This is a genomic window from Vibrio ichthyoenteri ATCC 700023 (assembly GCF_000222605.1).
Taxonomy (GTDB): Bacteria; Pseudomonadota; Gammaproteobacteria; order Enterobacterales; family Vibrionaceae; genus Vibrio; species Vibrio ichthyoenteri.
The window spans coordinates 13,043-39,266 of the sequence record NZ_AFWF01000030.1 but is presented as its reverse complement, the minus strand read 5'-3'; the positions used below and the strand labels follow the sequence as shown (position 1 = coordinate 39,266).

Below are 26,224 nucleotides of genomic sequence, written 5' to 3'. Positions count from 1 at the left end.
TTATGCCTTCTAATCGAGGTATGAGGCTGTTTGTTTGCGGTAGGGATCGTTAGCATGAACGCACCGATCCCTCCGTTATTTGGAGGATAAAATGACCCCATCTACCTATCTAGGCCTTGGTCTAGTAACGCTCGCTCTTGTTGCTCTCGATATTTGGCAAACACGTGGTGGTAACATCACTATCAAAAAAGCCGCTGTCTGGAGTGTCTTCTGGTTTGTACTTGCTTTTCTTTTCGCTGGCTCTATCTATTTCTTCTGGGATTTTTATGCGCCAGGAAGCAGCTACACAGCCGAAAAAGCCACCGTTTCATTTTTAACGGGCTACCTGCTTGAAAAATCATTAAGTGTCGACAACCTATTTGTCTTTGCGATCATCTTCACTCAGTATTCAGTGCCTGAGCATTTACGCCCACGAGCATTGCTATGGGGCGTGATCGGTGCGCTTGTTCTTCGTGCAATCATGATTGCAGTTGGTGCACAGTTGCTTGCTCAATACCACTGGATTCTTTACATCTTTGCCGCATTCCTAATTTGGACTGGTATCCAACTCGCGCGCGATAAAGGTGAAGAGGAAGAAGTGAACCCACTACCTGAAAAAATCATTCGCAAATTTGCTACTGTGACCGATGGTTACCGTGGAAATGCGCTGACAGTGATTGAAAATGGCAAGCGTTGTGTAACACCAATGATGATCGTTATTGGTGTGATCGCGTTCATGGACGTGATGTTCGCACTGGATTCTATTCCGGCGATCTTTGCGGTGACCCGTGAACCATTCCTCGTTTTAGCTGCTAACGTATTTGCGCTGCTTGGTTTACGTTCTTTGTACTTCGTACTACAAGGCATGATGGATAAGTTTATTTATCTAAAACCAGCGTTGTCCTTCATCATGGTATTCATCGGTATTAAGATGTTGCTTGTCGGAACCGAGTGGGCAATTCCAACACCCGTTTCTCTACTTGTCTTGTTGATTACAATGACGGTGGCCGTAGTTGCTTCAATTCTTAAGCAACGTAGCATGGCACAGCAGGCTTAATTATTTCCGATATTTCAGCTAATTAAAATGCGATCTCCGCCTCACTAAAACTCAAGGATTATGTTTAATAATTGTTGCGTGGAAGTGGGGCGTTTTTTATTGCTTGAATAATTATTCACCAATATTCGAGTTTTAGGTGCCGTTGAAGTCTAGGGTTGCATATTTGACTACTGAGCATGTTATCGAGTTGTTTTATTAGATAAACTAATGCCATTTTTGAATTATTGTCATTTTAACTTACGATAAAATCAACGTTAAAATGTCTTCAAGCTGAGTTATGCGATTTCAAGAAGAGGCACATATGGCACAAGTATTAGACGCTACAACCATAATCAACACCCCTTCTAAGGACAGAAAAACCTACTCGGTTACCATCAAAGGATTGTTTGTTCATCTGTTAGATATTCTGTTCACTGATCGCGAAGAGGCTCGCACATACTATGCAAGCGACTTATCGATCCATATGCAGAAAGACATCGGTTTAAACCGATAAAAAGACAAATTTAAGACGCCAGTGTTTTACACTGGCGTTTTTTTTTGCATAAATAAAATGTTGTTCGTTAAATACTTAGCTTAATTTCACTGATAGTTAAGCTGGATTACCCCTTGCGGCACGAAATATTGCTCTATTCTTACGTATGACGATAAGTGCTTAATTGCATAAATATAATTTAAGTCAGTGACTAGGTAAGGATAAACTATGAGCGAAATGGAATACGACTATCCAAATAACTACAACCTAATATCAATTACAGACCCTTCCAGTTATATAAAATATGCAAGCGCCCATTTTAGTGAAGTTGCAGGTTTTGAAGACGGGGAACTTGTCGGTAAACCGCATAATATTGTGCGCCATAGAGACATGCCAAAGGCCGCTTTTAAGGATTTATGGAGCCATCTTCAGGCCGGTAAACACTGGATGGGGATGGTAAAAAATCAACGTAAAGGCGGCGGTTACTATTGGGTCGATGCGTTTGCGTCCCCGATAAAATACAATGGGCAAACGGTGGAGTATCAATCTGTCCGTTTTAAACCTGAGCGAATTTATGTCGATCGTGCTGAAAAAATCTATGCCAAATTACGTAGAGGGAGCAGTTCATTGTTACTGCAATTACCTCGTACACGTTTATGGATGCGCACAACAATCTGTGTTGCTGCGGCTTGCGCGGTCGGAAACGTATTAATTAATTATGGCCAAAGCCCTATAGTCGCACTCGGTGCTGTTGCCGTGTTGACGGCGCTTTCTAGTTACGTGCTAACCCGTCCTTTGGAAAAACTCGCGCAAGAGGCAAGGCAAGATTTTAACAACCCCATGATGGAATACATCTACTTTGGCCGCGTGAATGATCTATCTGAAATCGCGCTTGGAATGAAGATGCGCAAGCAATATGCGGATGCTTTATTGGGACGCGTTGGAATATCGGTCATGGATTCTTGTGAGGAAACCAAAACTAATGCGGATTCGGCAGCGAGTAATAGTGAACGTGTGACGCAAAACCTGAGCGAGCAGAAAGTGGAGATCGACGTGGTAGCGACTTCGGTTAATGAAATGCAAGCGGCTTCCGCTGAAATTTCACAAAATGCGCAAGCTACCGCCGATGCGACATTAACGGCACAAAATACCATGACCAGTAGCCGTGGTGTTATCGACAACGTCAACCATTCTGTTCTTGAATTGGTGAGTGAGCTTAAGCAAATCTCTGAAACCGTCACCGATCTCAATCATCAAACCGAACAAATTGGTTCTGTTGTAGAAGTTATCAATGATATTGCCGAGCAAACCAATCTACTGGCATTAAATGCGGCAATAGAAGCTGCGCGCGCCGGTGAGCAGGGCCGTGGCTTTGCCGTTGTCGCCGATGAAGTGCGCACCTTGGCGCAGCGTACTCAAGAGTCAACGACCGAAATTAAGTCTGCGGTGGAGAGTATTCAAAGCGGCAGTAAGACTGCTGTTAACGCACTGCATAAAGGCAATGAAAAGTCTTCTAGCACTGTTGAGTTACTGGCGGAAGCACAACAGAGCATCCAACTACTTGAAGAGTTAGTACAAGATGTGGTGGACCGTAACCAACAAATTGCGGTCGCGATTGAAGAGCAAGTGCATGTGTCTGATGAGATCAATGAAAACATTCAATCTATCAATCTTAAATACACGGATTCGTATGAGTTGATGACGTTAACCAATGAAATGAACAGTAAGGTTCAAGACAGTACCAGCGAGCTGGCCGAAGTGATCAAAAAGATTGCTTAGTGAGAGGGACAGCGGATAAAAATAAAGCACCGTGAAGGTGCTTTATTCTTTTTAATCTTAGCGATTATTTTTTACGGCAGTATTCAGCAATAACATACATAGATTGGCCGCCGTTCACTTTACCAGAGATAAGTTTAGGGTCGTCAGTCAATGCGATACCACGGATAACCGTGCCTTGCTTGATTACTTGAGTGCTGCCTTTGATTGGAAGGTCTTTGATAACAGTTACGTCGTCACCTTTTTTAAGCTCTGCGCCGTTTACATCGAAAGGTTTGTCGTCAGCAGACATACCTTGCATAGCCCAGTTCTTAGTTTCTTCTTCCATGTACATCATGTCTAGCGCATCTTGAGCCCAGCTTTCTGAGTTAAGACGAGTTAGTTGACGCCATGCAGTAACTTGCACAGGAACCACTTGGCTCCACATGCTGTCACTTAGACAACGCCAGTGGTTAATGTCTTTAGGATCTTCAATTTCACCCAGACATTTGTCACATACCATGATGCCGTAATCTACCGTTACGTGACCGTGCGGCGGTACCGCGTACGCAGTCAATGGGGCATCTGCACCACATAGTTCACACTTAGATTCGCAACGTTGTAGCATTGTAGCTTCAATAGACATAATGGACTCACATATAGTCGGGATTAATAACGGGGCTTATTATCCACTTTATCCGACTAATTGGAAGGGGCATTCGGTAACGCAAAGGTTTAACTGGCGTAAAATGACATTTTGCTGAAATATCTTGTTAATGCAGTAACAATCAAAACCCCGTCAATAACTTAATCTGAGTGACCGCGTAACAAAATAACACCTTTGCTTTACCTTGTTAGTGCCGCGCGGCATAATTGACGTGGTTTATATAGCAAATTAATAGGTTAAAAATTGGAATTACTCTCAATTGAGTTCCTTGGCCGTCCTCTAAGACTCGAGGGCAGCATGGCAGGTTGGCAAGAATTGTATTGGGACAATCAAATTGTCTCGCAACTTACGGCTGATGCTGACCGCCAAGAGAAAACATTGCATAGCTTCGTTTTACAAAATGGCGACGAAGTTCTGAATTGTGAATTGGATGCAAACGTTGTTTGGCAGCCATTCTCTTTCCACTACCAAGTAAAAGTGAACCAGCAGCTCATCAGCCAAGGAGAGCGCAACAGTAAAGATATTGAACAACAAAGTCCTGTTGTTGCGCCCAAGCCAGAGAAACGATTTAGTTTAATTGGCTTATTTTCGCTTGGCATGAAAATGCTAAAAAGCGCCAAACTGATCAAAGTGGTATTAGCTTCTGCCAGTTTGGCAGCGTATTCATGGTTATTTTCATTCCAATTTGCCATCGCGTTGATCGCCTGCTTGGTCGTACATGAATACGGTCATGTGAAAGCGATGAAATATTTTGGCATGAAGACCAAAGGTATTTACTTAGTCCCATTTTTAGGCGGATTAGCGCTCACGGATGAAAAAATCAACACACGCTGGCAAGATGTCGTTATTTCGATAATGGGGCCAATGTTTGGTTTTGTGCTCTCTTTGATTTTACTGGTTTTTTACTGGGTAACGGGCGAAATGTTTTTTGCCGGTCTTGCCGCGTTTAACGCCTTCTTAAACCTCTTTAATTTGTTACCCATTCTACCGCTTGATGGTGGTCATATATTGAAAAGCATCAGTTTGTCAATGAATAGCCTAACCGGAATGGTGCTGTGTACAGCGGCCGCTATTGGCGGGGTGTTCCTTAGCTATACGCTGGGTTTGAGCTTACTCGGTTTCTTGCTGATCATGGGTACGCTTGAGATTATTATGGAGTGGCGTTACCGCCACCATAGCCATCTACTGCCGCTCGACCGTTATGGTCAAATCGTTGCTGGTGTATGGTATGTCGCGCTTGTTGCAGGTCTAGTGGCGATTATTTGGTACTTTGCTCAAAGTGGTGATGCGCTACTGCAGCTTCCTTTACAGTTGCTTGGCACCTAACAAAATCGTATTTATGCGTTAACAATAAACAAGAAGGGAGCTTAAGGCTCCCTTTTTATTAGCTGCGACTTGCCACTGAATAGAGAGAGTCGAGTCAATTCCTGCTTCAAGAACAGTTCGGTTTTTGGACCGAAGAAGCTGGTAAACGCGCCATCGTTTGTTTTAGATCGTTAATACGCGTGCTATGAGAGGGGTGGGTTGATAATAGTTCGGGCGGTTGTTGCCCGTTTGAGGCTTTCGCCATATTTTGCCACAAATCGATACTTTGAGCTGGGTCAAAGCCGGCTTTAGCGATTAGAGCCAGACCTACGACGTCAGCTTCTGACTCTTGAGTGCGACCGTAAGGTAATATCACTCCATATTGCAAGCCAAGCCCGAGAGCGGCCATCGTAGCGTCGCGGTATTGCGCGTATTCTGATGAACCTAAAGCGACGGCCGTAATTTGGAGTCCCGTATTGGCTAATTGAGATTGCGATAAACGTTCATTGCTATGATCAGCGAGCACGTGGGCAATTTCGTGACCAATAACCGTTGCTAATTGATCCTGGTTTTCAGCAACATTCAGTAGGCCAGTGTATACACCTATCTTGCCACCTGGCAGAGCAAATGCGTTCACTTGCTCGCTATCGAAAACCACCACCTCCCATTTATCAAAACCAGCTTGTTTCGGTACTTGTTTTGTAACCGCGTCAGTAACACATTCAACGTAGCGATTAATTTTCGCATCCTTGCTGACTTTTTGCTGTTGCTTCATTTGCTCAAAGGATTGCGCGCCAAGATGGCTCATATCACTATCAGAGGCCAAATTAATTGATTTCGCCCAGTAGGCGAGGAGCTACAAGCTGTGAGACCAGCGGCTAAAGCTAAGGTTGAAAACTTAAACCACGACATAGGACATTCCATGTAAATACAATTATATATTCATCATAACATCCGGTTACAATAGAGGTAACCGTTAAGGATGGATTTGCTATGACCATTTGGAAACGAGATATCAATCTTGATCGTCTCAATCAAACTTCAAAAAATACACTAATCGAACACCTCAGCATTCTCTACACAGAAGTCGGTGACGATTATATTCGCGCCACCATGCCCGTTTGTGCGTTCACTCATCAGCCACTTGGCATGCTTCATGGCGGAGCTTCTGTTGTGCTGGCAGAAACTCTTGGTTCAGTTGCTGCGAATTTCTGCGTAGATGAGCAATCATATTGTGTCGGGTTAGATATTAACGCTAACCATGTACGCGCGATGAGAAGCGGCTTGGTGATCGGTACGGCCACGCCAATCCACTTGGGAGTTTCTACGCAAGTATGGCAAATCAATATTACTGATGAGCGCGAACGTTTGGTTTGCACCAGTCGCCTAACGATTGCGGTGAAACACCATCGTAAAACTCAACGTGAAGACAACAAATAATGGTCATTGAATTTTCTAACGGTAAAATCATTGCGACGGCACACGAAATTGTGGTCAAGGTAAATGGCCCGCACATGATTACCTTGCAAGCTCAGAGTGATGCAATCCAGCTGATTGGCCGCGGAGCGAACGTCATTGCAGTGCATTCCAGTGAAGCTAAATGGTCTATCAAATTAGACGATGAACAACAACTTACTGACCTTGCATCACAATTAGGCGTTGCTATCCAGTAACTGCTTGATTCCGGCTAAATAAATGGGGAAAATGAACATTATAATGATCTAGTTGAGATTTCCCCCTTTATGAGTAGCCCGCGACTTCGTGTCCAGTTTGAAACCCTTTTTGAACACTACGATGGTGTTGATCGTGGCGTTCAACTAGAAGAGATCACCGACATCCTCTGCTGTACTAGACGCAATGCCCGAATTGTCCTTAATAAAATGGAAGAAGAAGGTTGGATTGAATGGCATCCTTCGCCTGGGCGCGGCAAACTTTCTCAGCTTAACTTTAAACGCAGTCGTACCGATGTCAGTGAAACGCTGGCCCGCCGTTATCTTGAAGAAGGTAAAATCGGCCAAGCGCTCAAAGTTCTCGATCAAGATGCGGCTAAATTAGCTCGAGTGGTTGAAAGCTATTTGGGTGTTCAACTGCAAGAAGGGCTGCAAGTTGTCCGTCTGCCTTATTATCGTCCGTTACTCTCTCTGAACCCTCATAAGAACATGCGTCGTTCTGAACTGCATATTGTGCGCCAAATCTTCAGCGGTTTGACACGTTTGGATGAAAACGAACAGCTTGCTCCCGATTTAGCACATACATGGGAGATGCTAACGCCCCGCCATTGGCGATTTTACATTCGTCCTGCGGTTCGCTTTCACAATGGTGAATTACTCACCGTAGAGGCGATCATCGAATGTTTAATAGCACTAAAGTCCAGAAAGCTCTTTACTCACATTGAGCGGGTGTTTTCTCAACAGAAAAACGTGATTGATATTCAACTGAGTCAAGATGATTATCATTTTGCTTTATTGATGGCGGAATCTTGCGCCAAAGTGATGCAACCCAATTCTGAGCGCAGCGCTGATTACGATCAATTTCCGGTGGGCACGGGCCCATATAAAGTGATGCAAAATGATGAAAAGCGTCTAACGATACAAGCCTTTGATGGCTATTTTGGCTTTAGACCCTTAGTTGATAGCGTAGAAGTATGGGTCATTGATGCGGTCCACTCATCAATGGTATTCCCGAGCTTATCTAAACCTAGCGCCCCTGAAGCCGCTATGGTCAGTGACGAAGTTGAGTTAGACCCAGGTTGTACCTATCTGTTGCTCAACCGAAAGAATGGCCTTGCAAAATCGGATGAGTGGGCGCGATACTTCACCCAACGTCTATCTTCACTCAATGTTTTTCAGCTATTACCTCAAGATAAAATTGTTGAATTAGGTGCATTGCCAGCTTACGGTTTGAAACCGGGTTGGTACCACCACACGAGGCAGGCACATTATACGCCGCCACCAAGTTACCGCACCATCACGATTGCTTACCATGCTAAGCATCCGATGTTTCCCATCTTAGTTAAGTGCCTTGAAACACTACTTAAACAAGATAATCTGGATGTGGAACTGGTCACCTATGATATGGACATGCCTGACAATGAGCAGGTCGATATTTGGGTTAAACCTATGGGTATTGCCAATAACCGTGATGATGCGATTGCCGGTTGGTTACTTGATTACAGTGATATAGAGCAAATGAGTAAAGAGTACGATTTTGCTCAATGGTCGCAAGTTGTGACGCAATATCGCAGCCAAGAGTTTGCCGCGTTTCCAGCGCAAAATATTGGTAAATCGCTGGCAGAAAAAATGCAGCTAATCCCAATGTTTCATTGCTGGCTCGGAGTAAGTAAAGATCAGTGTGGTTCTTTGCAAAATGCGAAGTGCAACGCGCTAGGCTGGTTTGACTTTAGCAACGTTTGGATAAAACCCCACATCAACCATGAACAGGATGGTCTAAGTGGCGAAACCGAATAAAAAGCAGCCGTCGAAAACGGTAGAGATATTTTGTGCAAAATGCCGCTGTCTATTGTTTAAGTACCGTAAAGGTGGAAAAGGCGCATTGGTAAAATGTTTTAAAGAGCGGATTGTGGAAGATTACACCCAAACGCCTTGTATTTGCCCACAGTGTCACGCTGAATTCGCCCGAGATTCCCTGGTAAGAGGAACTCCAGCTTACAAAATGATTGGTGGCAAAGTGACGATGAAATAGTGTGTTTCGACATATTATTGAGGGCTAAAAACGCTAATTTAACTTAAGTAAATAGCGTCCAAGCGCTTATTTTTGATCTGAGTCGACAAAACAAGTAAAAATTTCGTTAACAACTTTTATCAATTTCAATAACTGATACAATGCCCTCGATATAAATCACCGACATACTATTTCCAATTTAATCACTAGGGGTAAGTCATGGAGTTAGGTCTAATCATCGCTTTCATCGTAGCAGCAGCTATTATGGTTAAGAAAGAGATGGCAGCCGCAAAATAATCACTCATTCAGCCCAATTTTAAACCACTTTTTGAATGAAGTTGATCGAGAAGCCAGCACTTAGCTGGCTTTTGTTTTATCTAAACGAACGTTTTCTAATCTCAATTCCTACCCGCTGGTTCTATTGTTCATATTCTTGTTAATACAAGCCATAGTTTGCAAAAGCTTTGATTGATTAATCTGTTTTTTAACATTACTTTAAACCTTGCTTACAGTTTGTAATGCCATTGCTTGCTGTTCACTTACGCGCAATGGCTTTTAAGTTTGTTCAATAGAAAGGGGAACGGTTTGCAAAGTCCAATCACGCTAGAAGCGCTTCATATTCTCGATGCCATCGATAGGAGAGGAAGCTTTGCATCTGCGGCCAATGAGCTTGACCGGGCTCCTTCATCATTGAGTTATCAAATCCAAAAGCTGGAACAAGACTTAGACATAATGATCTTTGATCGCTCTGGCCATAAAGCCGCATTTACTCAAGCAGGAAAACTCATCTTAGAGCAGGGGCGTAATATCCTGTCGGCAACAGAAAAGTTAGTTAACGATGCCAGTGTACTCGCCAATGGCTGGGAGTTAGACATTACGCTAGCTTTTGACGGCATTATTCCGATTGATAACTTCTTTCCCATGGTTGACGCCCTAGGCAGTGTTAGTTCAACGCGTGTGCGTTTACAAGAAGAGATACTTGCTGGCTGTTGGGAAGCGTTGGAAAACGGAAGGGCGGATATTTTGGTATGTCCAAAACTCGAAACAATCCCAGTAGACGTCAAATCTGAAACGATTGGACAATTGAAAATGACCTGGGTTGCGGCAAAGGATCATTACGTTCATAAACGCGTTGGTGAGTTCGATGATCAAGCACGGCAAAAATACCGAGTGATTGCCATCGCGGATACTGCCCGTGAGCAACCGGCAATGTCAGTGAATGTCTTACAGAAACAGCCTCGGCTGACTGTGAGTAATTTTTCGGCCAAAGTGGATGCTCTAAAGTCTGGATTGGGCATCGGCACTTTACCTTCGACTATTGCAGAACAATTGATTGCTCAAGGGGTATTGCAAGAAATCGTAGGAACCGAGCAGCGGGAAATCGAGCTCATCATGGCGTGGAAGAGAAATCAAATTGGTGAAGCAAAATCTTGGTGTATTCAATATCTGAAAAAGCACTGGAAAATGAAATAACGATTCACCATCACCCCCAGTTATTATGTGTCTTTATGTTTACAGCCAACGCTAAAGCATCGGCTGTAAACAACACTACGACGACGCTATGATTGCACCGATGCTGTCGTTTCGCTCTGTAAGGTGAGCACCATATCGGCGGTACCATCCTCAAATTGGATATCAATTTTAAACCCGAGGCTTTGTGCCAACATAAGCATGCCTCGATTGGTTGGCATAGTCATGCCTGACATCCGTTTCGTCCCTTTGTTCTGACAGTAATCGATGATCTTTTTCATCAAGATTTTTCCTAAACCTTTACCCTTAAGATCGGAGCGGATCAAAATAGCAAACTCGGCGTCGCTATTGTCATAATTAATGAGCGCTCTGCTTACACCAATGATTTTTTGCTCGGCACCCGTTGTATCTACAGCAACAAAGGCCATTTCACGGTCATAATCGATTTGTGTAAATTTGGCGAGCGCTTCATGGTTGAATTCTCCGACCTCGGTAAAGAAACGCTTATAAAGATCATCTTTTGTAACCGCATGGATGAAATCGGCGTGCTTAGGCTCATCTTCAGGCAAGATAGGCCGCAGTAAAATTGTACTGTCATCTTTTAAACGCATTTCTTGTTCAAATTCGACAGGATAGGGCCTGATTGCTAATCGACGCTGTGCATCCCCTTGATAAGGTTTCAAGGTCAAGTCTGCGTCGAGAATGGTAAATTCATTCCCATTAGCCAGTAGGGGATGGATATCGATCTCATGTACCTGAGGGCAGTCGACTATCATTTGTGAGATGCGAACTAGAATCTCAGAAAGTCCCTCTATATCGATAGGTTCCGGCAGTTTTTGCAACCGGATTTTTTCTCCTTTGATCGCACGAACAATCAGGTAACGAGCTAGAGCCATATTTAGTGGCGGTAGTGCAGAGGCCGCATCTACCCCTTCATTCCATTCTGAACCGCCTTGCCCAAGTAAAATAACCGGGCCAAAGGTTTCATCATATTTCACTTTGATCCTGAGCTCTTCCCCTCCGGCTCGCTTTGCCATACCTTGTACTAACAGGCCATGCACGTGAGCTGATGGGTAAGAGATCTGGGTACGATCTAAGATAGCCTGAGCGGCGTTTGCAACCTCGGTGCTATTGCGCAGATTGAGCATTACACCTTGTACGTCTGATTTGTGTGGAATGTCTGGAGAGCGAAGTTTTACCGCAACAGGATATCCAATCTCACTGGCAACATGCACAGCTTCACTCGCATCACTGGCAATCCAAGTTGGCAATACGTTAAAGTCGAAGTACTTTAAAAATGAACGAATTTGATGCGTATCTAGCGATACTGTATTTTTGTCCAGTAGTTTTCCATTTGTCCATTTTTTGGCACTTTCAAGCTCGCTGATGTGCACGGGTTCAGCCGTTGTTGGGGTTTCCATTAACTGTTTTTGGTTACGCCTGTACTCTACAAGGTGCATAAAGGCCACCACAGCGCTCTCAGCGGTACGATAAGTTGGAATACCAAAATTGGTAAATATTTCGCGAGCAGGACGGGCAGTGAGCTCGCCTGACCAATTGGTTAGTATGTTGAAACGGCGACTTCTTGGATGTGCTTTAATCGCCTCGACGATAGCAAGCGCGGTTTGTTCAGAATGCGCTATCGCAGAAGGACTGTGCATGATCAAAATGGCATCGGCACAATCACTGTCCATAATGGTGTTAAGAGTATCAACGTAACGCTGGAAACTTGCGTCACCAACCATATCGATGGGGTTTCTCTGACTCCAGCTGGTGGGCAAAACACGATTTAACTTATTTACTGTATATTCATCCAGTGTGGCAAGTTTTCCTCCGCGTTCCAGTAATGTGTCTACCGCCATAATGGCAGGTCCACCACCATTAGTAATAATTGCCAGCCTTTCACCACGCAAAGGAACAGAGTGCGTCAGTGTTTCTACCGCAGCAAATAATTCATGAGAATTATGTACACGTAGCATACCGGTTCGACGAATAGCGGAATCGTAGATGATGTCGAGGGTATTGCTGCCTCCAGTGTGAACTTGAGCGGCTTTACGTCCTTCTTCAGTTCGGCCACTCTTAAGCACTAAAATGCGCCGATTACGTGATGCACCTCGGGCTGCTGACATGAATCGTCGTGCATCTTTAATTGAGTCAACATATAACAGGATGGCTTCGGTATGAGTATCAGTGCTTAAATGGTCCAGTAGGTCAGCAAAATCAATATCAATCGAATTACCCAATGAGATAAAAGCAGAGAAACCGATATTTTTATCGTTAGCCCAATCTAGGATCGTGGTGCATATCGCTGCCGATTGCGATATGAATGCAATTTTCCCTCGTTGGGGGGCAACAGGCGAAAATGAAGCATTAAAATTGAGCCAAGGCAGCATCAAACCAAGACTATTTGGACCGAGAATGCGCATACCCGTGGTACGCGCGATGCCAGCGCATAGATCTTGGATAGGCTCTCCAGTACTACTGAGATGATGCATATCAGACGACAACACAATCGCAGACTTTACGCCTTTCGCTGCAAGTTGAGTGAAAATTTCGATGTTACGACTTGCATTGGTACATAAGATGGCAACATCCGCAACGAGGGGAAGTGAGTCAATGTCAGGATAGGCAAGTACACCACAAACCGATTTATATTTCGGCGTCACTGGCATGATTGCACCTTCAAAACCACCTTGTAGTAAGTTTTTCATCACGATGTTACCCGCGCGCATCTCTTTAGTAGATGCCCCGATGACCGCAATCGACTTAGGGTTCATTAAATGGCCAAAACTGTTCATGAATCAACTTCCTAACGATATATTCACCTAATCGTAACGGAGAAATTTTAGTCATGCAGTCGAAATTTGATGGAGTTTTAGTCAGATCACCGAATACAATAATCACTTTGTGTTACAAGTCACAGAGTCTCGTAATATAATGCCTTGGTTGGCTTGATTATGCTGCTTTCTAACGGCATGATTTACAGTAATTTCTATCTAGGGCTTGAAGAATTCATGAAAAAAATCGCTATCGTTGGCTTGTCCGTTTTACTTTCAGCATGTGTTTCTGGTCAGTACACGACAGACGTAAGCTCAGAAAGTTACCGTGAAGACTACAAAGTGGCTGAAGTACAACAGCCTATCACTGAAGAAGTGACCGAAACCGTAGTTGATACTGTCGTGGTTTCAACTCTAGCGCGAACTGCGCCAGCAGTGGCTATCATTCCACCTTCGGATAAGCAGCAACACTCGCAAGAAGCGCGTTTTGGCTACACGATCCAAGTGGTTGCGGTAGGTACTCAAACTAAAGTAGACCAATTCGCTCGTATGTTGCCAAACACGGATCAACCGATTTGGGAAAACTACAAAGTGGTTAACGGTACAAAGTGGTACACCGTTCTTTATGGTGATTACGCAACACAAGCAGATGCAAAATACGCGATTTCTCAGCTGCCTGCTGAATTCAAAGCGTTGAAACCATTTGTTAAGAGCATCGATACAATTAAAAACTCTCCGTATCCAACGCTAAACAAACTTAACTAAATCAAATTAAGGGGCGAAAGCCCCTTTTTTATACCCATCTGAAAACCGCTGACCATAGACTTCAATCAACGTGTTACTGGTTAATGGCCTATGACGATGGTATCCATGACTATTCTTTCAGCTAACTCTCATTAGCTGCGCATTTATATTGGTATTAGAAGTGTAACTTGAGTTGGTTTTTATTATGATTAAGCCATCCCAGTTTCTGTAATATCACGGAAAGATTTTAATGAAAAAAACATCCATTCTTCTACTTTGTGGCGGCGGTTCGTCTGAGCACGAAGTTTCTTTAGTTTCTGCAAACTACTTACAATCTCAACTCGAGTTAACACCTGAGTTTGACGTTATCCGTGTAGAAATGAAGAAAGAGGGCTGGTTTACTGATCAAGGTGAATTGGCTCTGTTGGACAGTAATACAGGTCAACTTAACTTTGCAGAACAAAGCTTACATATTGATTTCGTTGTGCCTTGTATCCACGGTTTTCCAGGTGAGACCGGTGATATCCAATCACTACTTGAACTGGCAGGTATTCCTTACCTTGGCTGCCGTGCTGAAGCAAGTACCAATAGCTTCAACAAAATTACGTCGAAACTTTGGTATGACGCTTTAGGCATTCCCAATACGCCTTACCTTTTCCTTTCTGAAAACAACGCTGATGCGTTGGAAAAAACCAAACAAGCATTTGAAAACTGGGGCAGTGTGTTCGTTAAAGCCGCTTGCCAAGGTTCTTCAGTTGGTTGCTATAAGGTAACGGAATTGGATGCATTGCAAAAAGCAATCGATGATGCATTTAGCTATTCAGACCAAGTACTGGTTGAACAAGCGGTTAAACCGCGTGAGCTTGAGGTAGCAGCATACGAATACCAAGGCGAACTTGTACTCACATTACCAGGCGAAGTTAAAGCACCAGGCGATACTTTTTACAGCTATGAAGAAAAGTATTCAGCAGCAAGTCACTCAACGACGGATGTTGTGGCGCAAAACTTAACGGCTGATCAAGTGGAATCTATCCGAGTTAACGCTGAGAAAGTCTTTAAGCAAATGAAGTTGCGCCATCTTTCACGCATTGACTTCTTCTTGACGCCAGAAGGCAACATTTACCTAAATGAAGTGAATACATTCCCAGGTATGACACCGATTTCAATGTTCCCTAAAATGCTAGAAAACAATGGCCATCAATTCTATAAATTCTTAGCCGACTGCGTAAAATCTTCTATTTAATCAATAACTTTTAGTCTATTGGTTTTATAGAGATAAACTGCATTTTTTCAAGTTCTGACTGTGCCTTATTGCCCAAGTACTGATAAGGCATAGCAGGACTTAACCAACGCCCAACATACTGAATATCTTTCGGTTTCATGCCTTGCTGAGCAAGAGCTTCAACAGCACCAACCCGTAAAGATTGCCCTGAAAATAGCACATCTAAATTTAGCATTTCGCTCGCCGCCCGTAATATCCGAAAAATAGATGAATCGTTGAGTGGTTCAATGCCAATATTTTCGTGCCGGTCAATGGAAGTAAAAACAAAACGTCCTTGAGATCCGCGCATATTAAGCCATCTGCGCATGATTACGGTAGATTCATCGTTTAACTGATAATGTGAATCGCCGATTGAAATAGAAATCCGCTCATCAGTCTGGTGCAATTGCTCGAACTCTAAATCTCGGAGATCTTTCCGCTTCATCAATGATTGATACATAACGTGGTAGATAGCGAGGTTTCTCCAATCTTTAATTGAGCTAGATCGTGACAGTATCTCTGTTAGCTGGGTTAATTGCTGCGCTCCAAATGCGGGAGTTTGTTGAGCATCGCCTTTTTTATCAATTCGAATGGAAGCCAGTGTCTGCTGTACATTCTGATTTTGAGTTGGGTCGGGCAAAGATAGCAATCGATGCAATAAAGCGATGGTCACAGTGTAACGTTTTACCGTCGCGTATTTTTTCTCTCTGGCGACTTTCTCTATGTATTGACGAGTTGCCGTGGTCGAGGCGGGTAGAGGCGTGACTAACTTGCTTTGGCAAAATTCAACAAATAGATTCCAATCCTTCGTCATGGCTAACAATGAACTGCTGGCGTATACGCCAGCGGTAATGTCGTTCACTTCCTCAAAGCTAACACATTGGGAAAAACGAGCGACCAACAGCTTCAATTTTTGTGGTTCTGTGACTCTTGGAATAGTTTTTTGCAACGAAACGCACCTTAACGACAGTAATGCTATAAATATACTTGCCTAACAGTGATTTACAATTATTATTAATCACAAGACCAATAGATAAGACTAAAACCATGGCTGTTGCGACATACCGAGGCTTCGAAATGAAGACCGTTGGTTCGACTACTGATATTTGGCAAGTTCGAATCAAAAACACAATTTTGCAAGGCAGTACAGCTGCATTGAAAAAAAGTATTGATTGGTTTTGTGATACTGCAACCATCATCGACCCGAAAGAATTTACTTCTTTGGCGACTGTACGCGAAGGCCAAGGAAAGGCAGTGCAAGAAAACTTCTTTGGATATATCATTAAGAGTGATACCGGTGAGCCGAACTCCTGGTACTGCTTTTTTAATGGAAAGCTAATCAAGGGCGGAAAGCTAGCCATTCAAAAACACATTGAAGGCTACTTGATCGCTAAAAAGAAAGCTGCGCAACAAAAGAAATAGTAATGACATTAGTATACTCAACAGAAACTGGCCGAATTAAGCCGGAAGAAGAAAAAGTCGCTCGTCCTAAAGGTGACGGTATTGTACGCATTCAAAAACAAACTAAAGGTCGTAAAGGCAAAGGCGTTAGCATTGTTACCGGTCTGGATATGGACTACGTGCAACTTAAGCTACTAGCCGCAGAACTTAAGAAAGTTTGTGGCTGTGGTGGCGCGGTTAAGGATGGCGATATCGAAATCCAAGGTGACGCGCGAGACAAAATCAAAGCGCATTTAGAGAAAAAAGGCCATACAGTTAAATTAGCTGGCGGTTAATCGCAGGCTTATATAGCGTAATAATCAGTTAGAGAATCTTTGATTAACTAACTGATTATTAAGTATTTTATGGTAAATGCTGTTTATGTTAAACCAACATCAGTTTAAAAGCATAGAAGGCTAAAAGAATAGAGCGCACATAGAGATGCGCTAACTATTTGAATATTGCATTTAACATAAGATACATAATACGCACTGAGCTAGGGCTTGTTTAGGGGTGTACATCAGCAAAGCCAATCCGCCGCTAGCCATTGATATGCTTGATAATCCTAGCCCGTTAAACTTTTTTGCAATGGCTGCCCATGTCTGCTGTGCTTCGTGAGTCTTTGCTTTATCTAGCGCTAAACCAATCAAAGCCTTTTCTTTATCTTCACCAACGGCATCAGCCAGCATAAGCATTTGATTTTCATTGAGATAAGTTCTTCCTTTTCTTACCTCTGTAATCATTTGTGGACTTACACCTAAGTCATGAGCGATTTGTTTGTATTGAACATAGTTCATTTGCTCTTTATAGGCATCAATGAGCTTGTTTGTGTACATTTTTCGCGTCCTCGTTTAACTCGTTATCTCGACATCATAGCCTCATAACACAAGATTTGCTGTATTGACGATACATAAAATTCTGTATTTAATCAGTACAGAATTTACTGTGTTATTCCGATTTGGTTCTCTCTATACCGTTTCGGGCGTTTAATTTGACCGCCTTGGGCGTTACGCCCTTGAAGCTCTCGCTCTTGGTGGTCACTCAACTGTTCAAGGTGGTTGTTATGGATTATGTAGTTACTAACGATGGTGAAAAGCTCTCTTTTCGGTCTAATGCTCGTAATTTCACAATCTTCTTTACTCGACCATCTACTAACACTGTCTCGGTGTCTTATGGTTTCAATTTCCGCGGTAAACCACTTTCGATGGTTGTTGTTGAATCCACTATTAAGCAAATCTCTTTTCATTACGATGAGCTATCTAATTCGTATTTTATTCAGTTTGGCACTGGTACTACGGTTTCAAATTTCAATTGGTTCCACTGTCAGTTAATCGCTGATTTCTTAGGGTTTACTACTCATAGCAATGTATTGGAGGCTAAATGATGTCTCTGTTTAGTTTGAAGCCGAATAATAAACGACCTGTGTATTTTGAACGTCAATCCGATGGTTATTGGTGCGTCGTTGATGGAATGCCTGAGTATTTCAAAACTAAGCACGAGATGTACCTTTTTGCTTGTGAAGATGATCGTGAACTAATCGAAATAACTCACGAAAACGAATCCCAACTCCGCCAATCTGGTGTGTTTACGGTGAATCACGATGAATAAGACGATTATCGACTTCTTGAGCTTTTCCGGTTCACCGTTACTTCTACAACGTTGTAAAGAAATGGCTAAACAACGCTTTGCCTTGGTTGAACAAGATGAAAAGATTAAAAATGTTACCCCATCACTAACTGCTGTATCCGTTGGCAAGCGTGAGAAAACCAAGATTCGTTATTTTGCTGAAAATCTAGCTCAAGTCCTTAACTGCGTTGAATCTGAGAGTTTTGCTAACCGTGATTTGTATTTCGCAGCGCTGAACAAAGAATTGATTGATGCCGATATTAAGCTGGCAACCAACCTAACCTTTAATGAATGCTATCAGCATCTTATTGCCAATATTGGCTTAGATATGTTGGATGTACTTTGTCACGGTGAGGTTGAGTCGTTCGTCGAGTTACTTAACAGTGAGATCACTGTCGAGGGTAACGATTGGACACTAGAACGTTGCGGTGGTTTTGCTGGTTACAGTCACTGTGCCAATTTGCTTTGTAATGGTACTCAAGCTGGCAAGGTTGCATGGGGCGCGGCTAACTTTGGCTATTACGTTTCTTTCTCTGGTAAAGGTTGCGCGGCTATCAAGATGGACGTTTTACACAAGGCATTAAAGCAGATGCCTGATGTCCGTCTAACTCGTGTTGATATTGCTTTCGATGATTTAGAAGGTCGCATTGATGTAACTGCTCTACGCAAAGCATATAAGGCTGGCAAATTTATCACTCGTGGCGCTCCACCTAAATATGCTTATTTTGAATCTGGCTCTCTCGCGACCAGTGGTGACAAAAAGAAATACGGCATCGTTCCTGATGGTGGTCGTACGTTTTATGTAGGTAATCGTAAAAACGGCAAGTTATTCCGCGGCTATGAGAAAGGCAAACAACTTCAATGCAAAGACCATCCAAACTGGGTACGTCTTGAGGTTGAGCTTCGCAATAACAGTCGAGTCTTGCCGTTAGACGTTCTTGTTGATAGTGACCCATATTTTACGGGTTCATACCCGGCCCTGACCGCTGCACTACAAGATGTGCCGCCGGTGATTATTCCAATCTCTCGTATCGTTGCTCAAGCAAGCTACGACCGATTTTTAGAACATGCCCGTAAACAATACGGCAAATTTATTAATTTAATGAGCCTGATAAATGACAAGCCGGAAGCAATTATCCGTGAGTTAACCAAGGGCTTAACAAGTATCGATATCCCCGACCGCTTAAACATTCCAGTCTGTCGGGACAACTTAAATCAATCTGGAGACTTATGTCATGTCTAAATTAGTAGTTATCGTTATTGGCTGTGAACACTCACAAGGCTTATCTAAAAAGGATAACAAGCCATATAACTTTGCAACGGTTAACTATCTTGGCGCTAACGATGGTTGGACGTCTGAAAAAGGTTCTTGTACTGCGGTTGGCTTCGATAAGAAACAAATCTCGATGAACCCTAGCCCTGCGTTAGTCGCTGAATTCCAAAAGCTAGCTAGCCAATTTCCTTTGCAATGCGAATTGCATTTAGACGTTGACCCACAGAACCCGCAGCGCAATCACGTTGTGGATATCAAGTTGATTGATAACAAGTAAGGAATCTGTATGCCTTCGTGTGTCTTAGCTAATGCTCAAGGTTTTCTAGCGGTAGTGTCAACAGATATTGCGCAATGCACAGGCTTTATCGTTGTTACTCCTGCCGAATATGAGTACGTAATGGGATACACGCAGATAACAGCAATTGAAGCTACAGCGGCATTTTCTGGTGCTTACTCATTGGTTTTTGTCACTGGCTTCGCCTACACCTATGTCGTCAAATTGGCGATAAAGTTAATAAATTTACTCTAGGAGTTACAACTATGGAAGCTATTTGGGCAGCAGTGGATTTCGCAGATACTGCAATCAAAGTGGGTGCGGCTGGTGTCGCTATTATCGGCATTACCATGGCGTACAAAGCAATTGGCCTTGGTAAACGTGCAGTTAAGTCTGCATAAGGATGATTCTAGATGCTAATCGTTCTGCATGACCTTCAATTGATGATATTTGCACTTCTTGGTGGGTTATCGGGATTTTTAGCCGCTAAGAATTTTCAAGGATAAGGGGCTTCGGCTCCTTTTTTATAGGTGTTTTTTGTGTTTAGACTCCTTTCTTTTTTATGTTTATTTGCATCTTCTTGTACCTTCGCCTCGGGATTAGTTAAGGTCACTTGGGTTCAATCTTATTATGACTTTTCCAGCTGTATTTCTCTTGGCGATGTTATTACAAAAACAGCTTTAACAACTGGCTGTATTGGCAAGCCTATTTATAAACACGGTAAGCATGTGGGAAATGCAATTTCTGTTAGTTGGGAGTCATATCAGCCTCAAATATCCGTCAGGTGGGGGGGCGGTAATAGTTGGGGTAATGTAGCTAATGGCTCTCCGGTTGCGTCTTGTCCTTCTGGTACTGAATTGAATGAGGTTACTGGTAAATGCGAGGAGGTAAACAAATGTCAGGAATTACAGCAATCGGGTGATGTTGTTGAGTTAACTTGGCTCCGTGATGTTTGGGGGGACAACATGACGGGTGCCTACTGGTGCAAAGCTGGTGTTCAGTGTGTTGCTCAAATAGAAACGCATGTGGGTTGTCATGAGGACAGGTGTTTTGGTGATGCGCCTTACACGGGTGACAAGTGCGAAAATCCAGAAACAGAAGGGGTTATGTGTTCAGATTCTACTTGTTCTACTGCAAGGCCAGAGCCGGAAAAACCGCCTACGCCTGACCCCGACCCTGATACGGAACATAAACCGACTGACCCAACTAAGCCAATCCCCGACCCTAATCCGTTACCGCCTGTTGATGTTAAACCACCTCCGCCGGAAGTGGTCGACCCTGAGCCGGAAGTCCCAGAGCCTGAGTTAACACCGGATTCTAATGGTGATGTCGTTAAGGCCGTGACCAATCTGAATCGTGATGTAAACAAAGCGCTTAACGATTTGAATATTGATATCAACAAGGCCAATGCAGAGCAGAACGGTGAGTTGATGCTGTTAAATGCCAACGTCAAACAAAACTCAGAACATCTTGCAAAACTTCGTGAGGAAAATATCGATATTTACGATAACACCAAGGCACTAATCCAGAACCTCAACAAAGATGTGACTAGCGCGGTTAATCGTAATACCGAACGTATCGATGGTGAACTTGAGCGGGTTGGTGAAAAGCTCGATGGGATTGGGACAACACTTGATGAAATGACCAATGTCGATACGTCAGGTGCGGGTGTTTCTGCTACGTGTATTGAGACCGATACTTGTGTGAGTTACTACGAAACCAAGTATCCGGAGGGTCTATCCGGTATGGCCTCTACTCAATTAGCTGAGTTGAAAACGGAAGTGATAGACGGGTTTGTTGCTTCGTTTGGTGAGCTGGATTTGAGTAATGCTGAGCGGCCTAAATTTGGCCTTCCTGTGCCCTTTTATGGTTGGCTGTACTTCTCGGATTATGTCGATATGGATTGGATATTTTCATTCCTTCGTTTCTGTTTCATGGTGACAACGGTCTTTATGTGTCGCCGTATCGTATTTGGGGGTTAGCATGGGTTGGATTACGGATTTATTTAACAAGCTTATCTCATTTCTTTACAGCTTGATTCTTAGCTTGGTTGAAATGCTAAAGGATGTGTTTCTTTGGGCAATGGAAGAAATATTCAAGGCCGTTAAGGTGCTGTTGAGTACCATCTTTGGCCTGTTCGACCCTGTTGATATTGGGCAGTATCTCGATAACATTCCGCCTAATGTTGCTTGGGTGATGAGTGCCGTTGGCCTACCCCAATGCCTGACCATTATCATTGCGGCCATTACGGTTAGGATTCTATTGCAACTAGTACCATTTACGAGGTTAGGCTCATGATTTATTCAATAGTTGGTCGTCCGCGTAGTGGAAAATCCTATGAATCAGTCGTATTTCATATCATTCCTGCAATCAAGTCCGGTCGTAAAGTTATCACCAATGTGACGCTGAACATTAGCTACTTTCAAAAGGTGTTTGGACACGATGTTCTAAAGTTAATTAAGGTGGTTGATGGTCAATTGACTGAATATGGTTCGATGAGTCGCCCCTTCTCAAAACATGAGGACTATATTGATGAATGGCGTGATGAACAGAATCGTGGCCCTCTTTATGTTATTGATGAAGCGCACATGGTTTTGCCGAATAAGCAGCTAGACTCCAAAATTTTAGAGTTCTATTCGCTTCATGGTCACTACGGTATCGATATCATTCTGCTCACTCAGAACTTGCGCAAAGTACATCGAGACGTCAAAGATATGATTGAAATGACGTACTACTGTGCGAAGAATACAGCCTTTGGCAGCGACAAAACGTACACGAAAAAAGTACGAATTGGCTCTACAACGGAAGTCGTGAATCAGGAGCAACGCAAGTATAAGAAAGAGTTCTTTCCTTTTTACCAAAGCCATACTCAAAGCAACGGTTCAGTGGCGGAGGCCATGGCAAATGACATCACTCCAATTTGGCATCGTTGGCCATTTTGGGGTTCTGCTCTTCTTATATCGTTGGCGATCATTTTTAATATTTACGCTTGGACTGGTGATGAAGAATCATCGACTCCAGCACAAGAAAGTCAAACAGAAGCAGATATTGAAGTTCCTGATACTGTGCCAGGTTCAGAACCGGAGCTTAAACAAAAAACATTTGGTAAGTTTGGCCCGTTGAATTCGTTTGAGATGTTTGTCACGGGTTACGCAAAACAGATTGCTTATGTGAGCCGAACTAAAACATCAGGCGAGATAAATCGAGATTTAACGTTCTATCACATATACATCGACGTCTATGACGGTGATGAGAAAATGTTCAGTTTGAATCAGACGGATTTGCAAGATATGGGTTACGTGTTTCAGGTACTTGCTGACTGCGTGTATCAGGTGTCATGGGATGGTGTAAGTAGAGTGATGACATGTTATGACAACAAGGAACAGCATAGAGAAGACAGCCCAATTGATACCATCATGCCTATAAGCATATAACCATCTTTTTAGGAGGGGCCCCGTTTCGTCGGGGAGGCACCTAAAAAGATGGATATCACTGCTCTAGCCCCGCAGGGATAAGAGAGTGCGTAGCGCGAACGAAGCACCAAGCCGCCCTGCAATGATAAGTACAGCGAAAAATCTAAACGGCGCGGTCAGCAATTCCACGCCACATAAAGGCATCAAACACCACCTTCCTGCAAGAATCGCTTTTCATCTTTTAAAATTATTCGAGTGTCGAGAATGATTTCTCTGTTGCTGAGGGGCATTTTTGCACCCCGTATAGTAATACGGGGTAATACGGGGTGAAAGTCTTACCCCAAACGACTAACGATCTTTGATCTTCCGCTCTTCACTCTATGCAAATAGTTGATATGCTTTCGCATCTATCGCAGAAAGGAAAGCTAAATGGATCTTAACGTTGTCGCAATTGCAGTTGGTGTCATTTTCTTTTTGGTTCTTATTGGCCGATTGTCGAGAAGAACGAACGGCAAGCCGAACCAAAGCGCTACTACGACCGACTACCTATACCAATCTAGAAATACCCTAGTCACGAAATCGGAGCTGGCCTTTTATAGAGCGTTGACCGTCTCAGTGAAAAATCGTCACCTGATATTTTCCAAAGTACGCATCGCTGATGTGTTAAGCCCAAAGAAAGGCGAATATGATAAAAGCAACTGGCGTAGAGCGTTCAATCAAATCGCCTGCAAGCACTATGACTTCGTTTTGTGTGACCCTGAAACATTAGATATTCACATGGTGATTGAGTTAGACGACTCTAGTCATGAGCGAAACGATAGAAAAAAACGTGATGTGTTTGTTGATGCTGCAACGGCCTCAGCTGGCGTTACGTTCAAGCGCTTCAAAGTTCAAAAGACTTATGACTATTTTGAGCTGGAAAATGAACTGTATGGAACGGCTTCAGCAGAAACCGCGAAATCAGAAAGAGCCCTCGCATAGCATGATACCCCCGCGATGTATTACGGGGGTACAATCCACCAATCTACAAGCTTTCTTGATTTAGAAGCCTGTATTCCCTCTTTCTTACAATCGTCTATAATTTTTATATCATTAAATTGAAATTTGGAAAGCTATGCAGGTGCTTTTTGAAGAACCACTACTTACTAGGGCTAAATGTCTTCTATCGCAATTGAACTTAAATAGTAAATCGATTACAGCAATATTAAAAATCTTATATATCGATCATTACAAAAAAGAAATGCTTGAATTAGAATCAAAATTGGCTAACGAAAATATTGGATATACAAGCAGATTAGAAATTGAAATTATTTTAATGAAAAGTAAGAATTTACATTTTAATATGTTAAACAATAGCTTACGTGCTAATGTTCCTTTGATTTTTTGTGTGTATATTCTTCTTTTAATGCTTTTTATTTAATGTAAATAGGGAGTTTCCTCCCTGTGTTTTACTTTATTTTTGCTATGGCTCTTGCATATCTCAATAGCTTACTTGTCGTTGTAATCTCCAATTCTGACTGGATTTCTAGTAACGCTATACCCGTTAAAATTTCTTGTGGAGATACTCGCTGTCCCGTTGGTAGTTCAAGTTTGTCTGTACACATTCTAAACCCAGTCCAGTCACTATTTTTCGAGAGTTCTTGGCTCTTAGCCATTCGCATTAATCTTTTACACTCAGGTGGGATTAACTTCCCCCTATCCCATTCCGTGACCTGCCTCAAGCTTTTGAAACATAACTTTGCAGTATCTTCTTTGCTAAACCCGCATTCAAACTCACGAAAAATATAGTTTTTAGTCATTTCGTGACTCTTCATTGTCATTACTCTCAAAAGTGAGAGTATGTGCAAATTGTTGATATGATACTTGATTTAACTTAACTAGACATAATGCGCACTGAGCTAGGGCTTGTTTAGGGGTGTACATCAGCAAAGCTAATCCGCCGCTAGCCATTGATATGTTGGTTAATTTCGTTCCAATGAACTTTCTTTTTATATGTCAGCTTCCGCACATGCTGGAATACTTCAGTGCAATTTGCTTCAAACTAACCAATTGCATCACATTGTTTTCATTTATCTGGAGCCACCTTCAGCCTGTTACTTTTATCAATCGAAACCCATCGATCTTCGCGTGGATGTACAACACTTTGGCCAACACTTTTGCGTAGTCATTCATCAGACATGTCTTCGTCTGCATCACAATAATGATTTTAACCACCGGCATGAATTTTTATCACGCTCGATAATGCAACTGTTGAAGTTATGATAAAAATGGTTGGTAAATTTAGATAAAAAAACTGACATGCTCACAACTATACTCAGTGGTGCTCTTGCAGCAACCTTAATGCCAGCTTGTGATTGACGCTATCGTCATGATTTAGGCCTAAGTACGAACTTAATCTTTAGATGGTATAGAATGACAGCTTAAATTGTGACACTGTAACCCAAGTCTATTCAATTAGCTCACTCACTTTTTATTCTGCCGCGAGTTAATGCAGTATTCTGTTACTCAACGTGTGGCTGATAACAGCGTCATTGTTTGACTCATGATCTTGTTGTGGTGAAGAGATGACAATCTTTTGGTCGACATCAAAAGCTGCAACAATGACAGCTTTACGTTGTAGCTGAAGTAATTGGAAGGTCTCAACTGCATGTTCAAACTGGGTAAACTCAAAACCGCTTTCAGGTGTTGCAGCCCAAAACGTTTCGGTGGTGAGTTGACCTTGTTTAAATGAATGCAGGAAATCACCACATTTAGGATTATGGATAAGCCAGCCATAAAAAAGCGCAGAACTTGGCAGTTTCATCTGCTGTCTCAGCTGGTCTAAATCAGGTTCTATCATACGACTTATCCTTTTATTTGTTTTGCTAGCATAATACCTATAGACGATAACATACAAATCCATCCAGTGTGGAAACCTTCCCCAATCAAACTGGAACAACTGTCGTTAACTCATCACCTTAATCGCTCAGCAAATCTCTATTATTCCACACATAATATCTTTTACCTCTAACGTGACATTGTCACCAACAG

At 42.8% G+C, this 26,224-nt stretch carries 29 protein-coding genes and 1 pseudogene; 23 read left to right on the top strand and 7 right to left on the bottom strand.

Annotated features, from left to right (window positions below; all coding sequences use genetic code 11):
• The first annotated feature begins 91 nt into the window (after nucleotides 1–91).
• The 3 genes from RH85_RS03375 (at nucleotide 92) to RH85_RS03365 (ending at nucleotide 3,287) form a co-directional block, all read left to right on the top strand.
• The gene (locus RH85_RS03375; RefSeq protein WP_006710792.1) at nucleotides 92–1,036 is read left to right on the top strand and encodes a TerC/Alx family metal homeostasis membrane protein; all 945 of its coding nucleotides are present in this window, start codon (nucleotides 92–94) and stop codon (nucleotides 1,034–1,036) included.
• Nucleotides 1,037–1,337: 301 nt separating this feature from the next.
• Nucleotides 1,338–1,529 (top strand): hypothetical protein, encoded by a 192-nt coding sequence (locus tag RH85_RS03370; RefSeq protein WP_006710791.1) that lies wholly within the window; start codon nucleotides 1,338–1,340, stop codon nucleotides 1,527–1,529.
• A 207-nt stretch (nucleotides 1,530–1,736) separates the two neighbouring features.
• Nucleotides 1,737–3,287 carry a methyl-accepting chemotaxis protein gene (locus RH85_RS03365; RefSeq protein ID WP_006710790.1) on the top strand — a complete coding sequence of 517 codons (1,551 nt, stop codon included), beginning with the start codon at nucleotides 1,737–1,739 and terminating at the stop codon, nucleotides 3,285–3,287.
• Nucleotides 3,288–3,351: 64 nt separating this feature from the next.
• Here RH85_RS03365 and RH85_RS03360 read toward each other — a convergent pair whose 3' ends face one another.
• Nucleotides 3,352–3,909 (bottom strand): PhnA domain-containing protein, encoded by a 558-nt coding sequence (locus RH85_RS03360; RefSeq protein WP_006710789.1) that lies wholly within the window; start codon nucleotides 3,907–3,909, stop codon nucleotides 3,352–3,354.
• Nucleotides 3,910–4,173: 264 nt separating this feature from the next.
• On the opposite strand from RH85_RS03360, the gene RH85_RS03355 reads away from it, so the two are divergent.
• Nucleotides 4,174–5,256: a site-2 protease family protein gene (locus tag RH85_RS03355; protein ID WP_039948480.1), complete on the top strand. Its 1,083-nt coding sequence runs from the start codon at nucleotides 4,174–4,176 to the stop codon at nucleotides 5,254–5,256.
• Between the two features lie 106 nt (nucleotides 5,257–5,362).
• On the opposite strand, the pseudogene RH85_RS03350 reads toward RH85_RS03355, so the two are convergent.
• A pseudogene (locus tag RH85_RS03350) lies at nucleotides 5,363–6,147 on the bottom strand (M48 family metallopeptidase).
• An 81-nt stretch (nucleotides 6,148–6,228) separates the two neighbouring features.
• On the opposite strand from RH85_RS03350, the gene RH85_RS03345 reads away from it, so the two are divergent.
• From RH85_RS03345 to RH85_RS03325, 5 genes are all read left to right on the top strand, one after another.
• Entirely contained in the window at nucleotides 6,229–6,675 is a 447-nt protein-coding gene (locus RH85_RS03345) for a hotdog fold thioesterase (protein WP_006710786.1), read from the top strand.
• Nucleotides 6,675–6,908: a DUF3389 domain-containing protein gene (locus tag RH85_RS03340; RefSeq protein WP_006710785.1), complete on the top strand. Its 234-nt coding sequence runs from the start codon at nucleotides 6,675–6,677 to the stop codon at nucleotides 6,906–6,908. Before RH85_RS03345 ends, RH85_RS03340 begins: the two co-directional genes overlap by 1 nt.
• 69 nt (nucleotides 6,909–6,977) lie before the next feature.
• Nucleotides 6,978–8,702: an SgrR family transcriptional regulator gene (locus tag RH85_RS03335; protein ID WP_006710784.1), complete on the top strand. Its 1,725-nt coding sequence runs from the start codon at nucleotides 6,978–6,980 to the stop codon at nucleotides 8,700–8,702.
• Nucleotides 8,686–8,937, top strand: coding sequence for a hypothetical protein (locus tag RH85_RS03330; RefSeq protein ID WP_006710783.1), 252 nt, complete (start codon nucleotides 8,686–8,688; stop codon nucleotides 8,935–8,937). Before RH85_RS03335 ends, RH85_RS03330 begins: the two co-directional genes overlap by 17 nt.
• A gap of 564 nt (nucleotides 8,938–9,501) precedes the next feature.
• The gene (locus RH85_RS03325) at nucleotides 9,502–10,389 is read left to right on the top strand and encodes a LysR family transcriptional regulator (RefSeq protein WP_006710782.1); all 888 of its coding nucleotides are present in this window, start codon (nucleotides 9,502–9,504) and stop codon (nucleotides 10,387–10,389) included.
• Nucleotides 10,390–10,475: 86 nt separating this feature from the next.
• Here the strand turns inward: RH85_RS03325 and RH85_RS03320 are convergent, their stop codons facing one another.
• Nucleotides 10,476–13,184 (bottom strand): bifunctional acetate--CoA ligase family protein/GNAT family N-acetyltransferase, encoded by a 2,709-nt coding sequence (locus tag RH85_RS03320; protein WP_006710781.1) that lies wholly within the window; start codon nucleotides 13,182–13,184, stop codon nucleotides 10,476–10,478.
• Nucleotides 13,185–13,400: 216 nt separating this feature from the next.
• On the opposite strand from RH85_RS03320, the gene RH85_RS03315 reads away from it, so the two are divergent.
• Together RH85_RS03315 and RH85_RS03310 are read left to right on the top strand one after the other, a co-directional pair.
• Nucleotides 13,401–13,928: an SPOR domain-containing protein gene (locus RH85_RS03315; RefSeq protein ID WP_039948487.1), complete on the top strand. Its 528-nt coding sequence runs from the start codon at nucleotides 13,401–13,403 to the stop codon at nucleotides 13,926–13,928.
• Between the two features lie 229 nt (nucleotides 13,929–14,157).
• Nucleotides 14,158–15,150, top strand: coding sequence for a D-alanine--D-alanine ligase (locus RH85_RS03310; RefSeq protein ID WP_006710779.1), 993 nt, complete (start codon nucleotides 14,158–14,160; stop codon nucleotides 15,148–15,150).
• 10 nt (nucleotides 15,151–15,160) lie between these two features.
• On the opposite strand, the gene RH85_RS03305 is transcribed toward RH85_RS03310, so the two are convergent.
• On the bottom strand, nucleotides 15,161–16,117 hold the full coding sequence (locus RH85_RS03305) for a tyrosine-type recombinase/integrase (RefSeq protein WP_006710778.1): 957 nt from the start codon (nucleotides 16,115–16,117) through the stop codon (nucleotides 15,161–15,163).
• A 98-nt stretch (nucleotides 16,118–16,215) separates the two neighbouring features.
• Between RH85_RS03305 and RH85_RS03300 the strand changes: the two genes are divergently transcribed.
• Together RH85_RS03300 and yciH are read left to right on the top strand one after the other, a co-directional pair.
• Entirely contained in the window at nucleotides 16,216–16,590 is a 375-nt protein-coding gene (locus tag RH85_RS03300; RefSeq protein WP_006710777.1) for a DUF3319 domain-containing protein, read from the top strand.
• 2 nt (nucleotides 16,591–16,592) lie between these two features.
• Nucleotides 16,593–16,904: a stress response translation initiation inhibitor YciH gene (gene yciH / locus RH85_RS03295; RefSeq protein WP_006710776.1), complete on the top strand. Its 312-nt coding sequence runs from the start codon at nucleotides 16,593–16,595 to the stop codon at nucleotides 16,902–16,904.
• Between the two features lie 171 nt (nucleotides 16,905–17,075).
• Here yciH and RH85_RS03290 read toward each other — a convergent pair whose 3' ends face one another.
• Nucleotides 17,076–17,444, bottom strand: coding sequence for a DUF3693 domain-containing protein (locus RH85_RS03290; RefSeq protein ID WP_006710775.1), 369 nt, complete (start codon nucleotides 17,442–17,444; stop codon nucleotides 17,076–17,078).
• 227 nt (nucleotides 17,445–17,671) lie between these two features.
• On the opposite strand from RH85_RS03290, the gene RH85_RS03285 reads away from it, so the two are divergent.
• The 10 genes from RH85_RS03285 to RH85_RS03240 all read left to right on the top strand — a co-directional run bounded on the left by RH85_RS03285 (nucleotide 17,672) and on the right by RH85_RS03240 (nucleotide 24,175).
• Nucleotides 17,672–17,992 carry a hypothetical protein gene (locus tag RH85_RS03285; RefSeq protein ID WP_006710774.1) on the top strand — a complete coding sequence of 107 codons (321 nt, stop codon included), beginning with the start codon at nucleotides 17,672–17,674 and terminating at the stop codon, nucleotides 17,990–17,992.
• Nucleotides 17,989–18,216: a hypothetical protein gene (locus tag RH85_RS03280; RefSeq protein WP_420895788.1), complete on the top strand. Its 228-nt coding sequence runs from the start codon at nucleotides 17,989–17,991 to the stop codon at nucleotides 18,214–18,216. The genes RH85_RS03285 and RH85_RS03280 overlap by 4 nt, the downstream gene beginning before the upstream one ends.
• Nucleotides 18,209–19,477, top strand: coding sequence for a replication initiation factor domain-containing protein (locus tag RH85_RS03275; RefSeq protein WP_006710772.1), 1,269 nt, complete (start codon nucleotides 18,209–18,211; stop codon nucleotides 19,475–19,477). The genes RH85_RS03280 and RH85_RS03275 overlap by 8 nt, the downstream gene beginning before the upstream one ends.
• Nucleotides 19,470–19,784, top strand: coding sequence for a hypothetical protein (locus RH85_RS03270; RefSeq protein WP_006710771.1), 315 nt, complete (start codon nucleotides 19,470–19,472; stop codon nucleotides 19,782–19,784). Before RH85_RS03275 ends, RH85_RS03270 begins: the two co-directional genes overlap by 8 nt.
• A 9-nt stretch (nucleotides 19,785–19,793) precedes the next feature.
• Nucleotides 19,794–20,036, top strand: coding sequence for a hypothetical protein (locus RH85_RS03265; RefSeq protein WP_006710770.1), 243 nt, complete (start codon nucleotides 19,794–19,796; stop codon nucleotides 20,034–20,036).
• Between the two features lie 11 nt (nucleotides 20,037–20,047).
• Entirely contained in the window at nucleotides 20,048–20,182 is a 135-nt protein-coding gene (locus RH85_RS23605) for a hypothetical protein (protein ID WP_006710769.1), read from the top strand.
• Between the two features lie 327 nt (nucleotides 20,183–20,509).
• Complete coding sequence (locus tag RH85_RS22030) at nucleotides 20,510–21,763, top strand: hypothetical protein (protein WP_138956439.1); 1,254 nt, start codon at nucleotides 20,510–20,512, stop codon at nucleotides 21,761–21,763.
• Nucleotide 21,764: 1 nt separating this feature from the next.
• Nucleotides 21,765–22,079, top strand: a complete 315-nt coding sequence (locus RH85_RS03250) for a DUF2523 family protein (protein ID WP_006710766.1) — start codon at nucleotides 21,765–21,767, stop codon at nucleotides 22,077–22,079.
• On the top strand, nucleotides 22,076–23,215 hold the full coding sequence (locus RH85_RS03245) for a zonular occludens toxin domain-containing protein (protein ID WP_006710765.1): 1,140 nt from the start codon (nucleotides 22,076–22,078) through the stop codon (nucleotides 23,213–23,215). The genes RH85_RS03250 and RH85_RS03245 overlap by 4 nt, the downstream gene beginning before the upstream one ends.
• A 408-nt stretch (nucleotides 23,216–23,623) precedes the next feature.
• A complete protein-coding gene (locus tag RH85_RS03240) occupies nucleotides 23,624–24,175 on the top strand; it encodes a DUF2726 domain-containing protein (RefSeq protein WP_006710764.1) in 552 nt (183 codons plus the stop codon).
• 467 nt (nucleotides 24,176–24,642) lie between these two features.
• On the opposite strand, the gene RH85_RS23665 is transcribed toward RH85_RS03240, so the two are convergent.
• On the bottom strand, nucleotides 24,643–25,008 hold the full coding sequence (locus RH85_RS23665; RefSeq protein WP_006710762.1) for a phage protein: 366 nt from the start codon (nucleotides 25,006–25,008) through the stop codon (nucleotides 24,643–24,645).
• Nucleotides 25,009–25,679: 671 nt separating this feature from the next.
• A complete protein-coding gene (locus tag RH85_RS03225) occupies nucleotides 25,680–26,033 on the bottom strand; it encodes a hypothetical protein (protein WP_006710760.1) in 354 nt (117 codons plus the stop codon).
• Nucleotides 26,034–26,224: the final 191 nt, after the last annotated feature.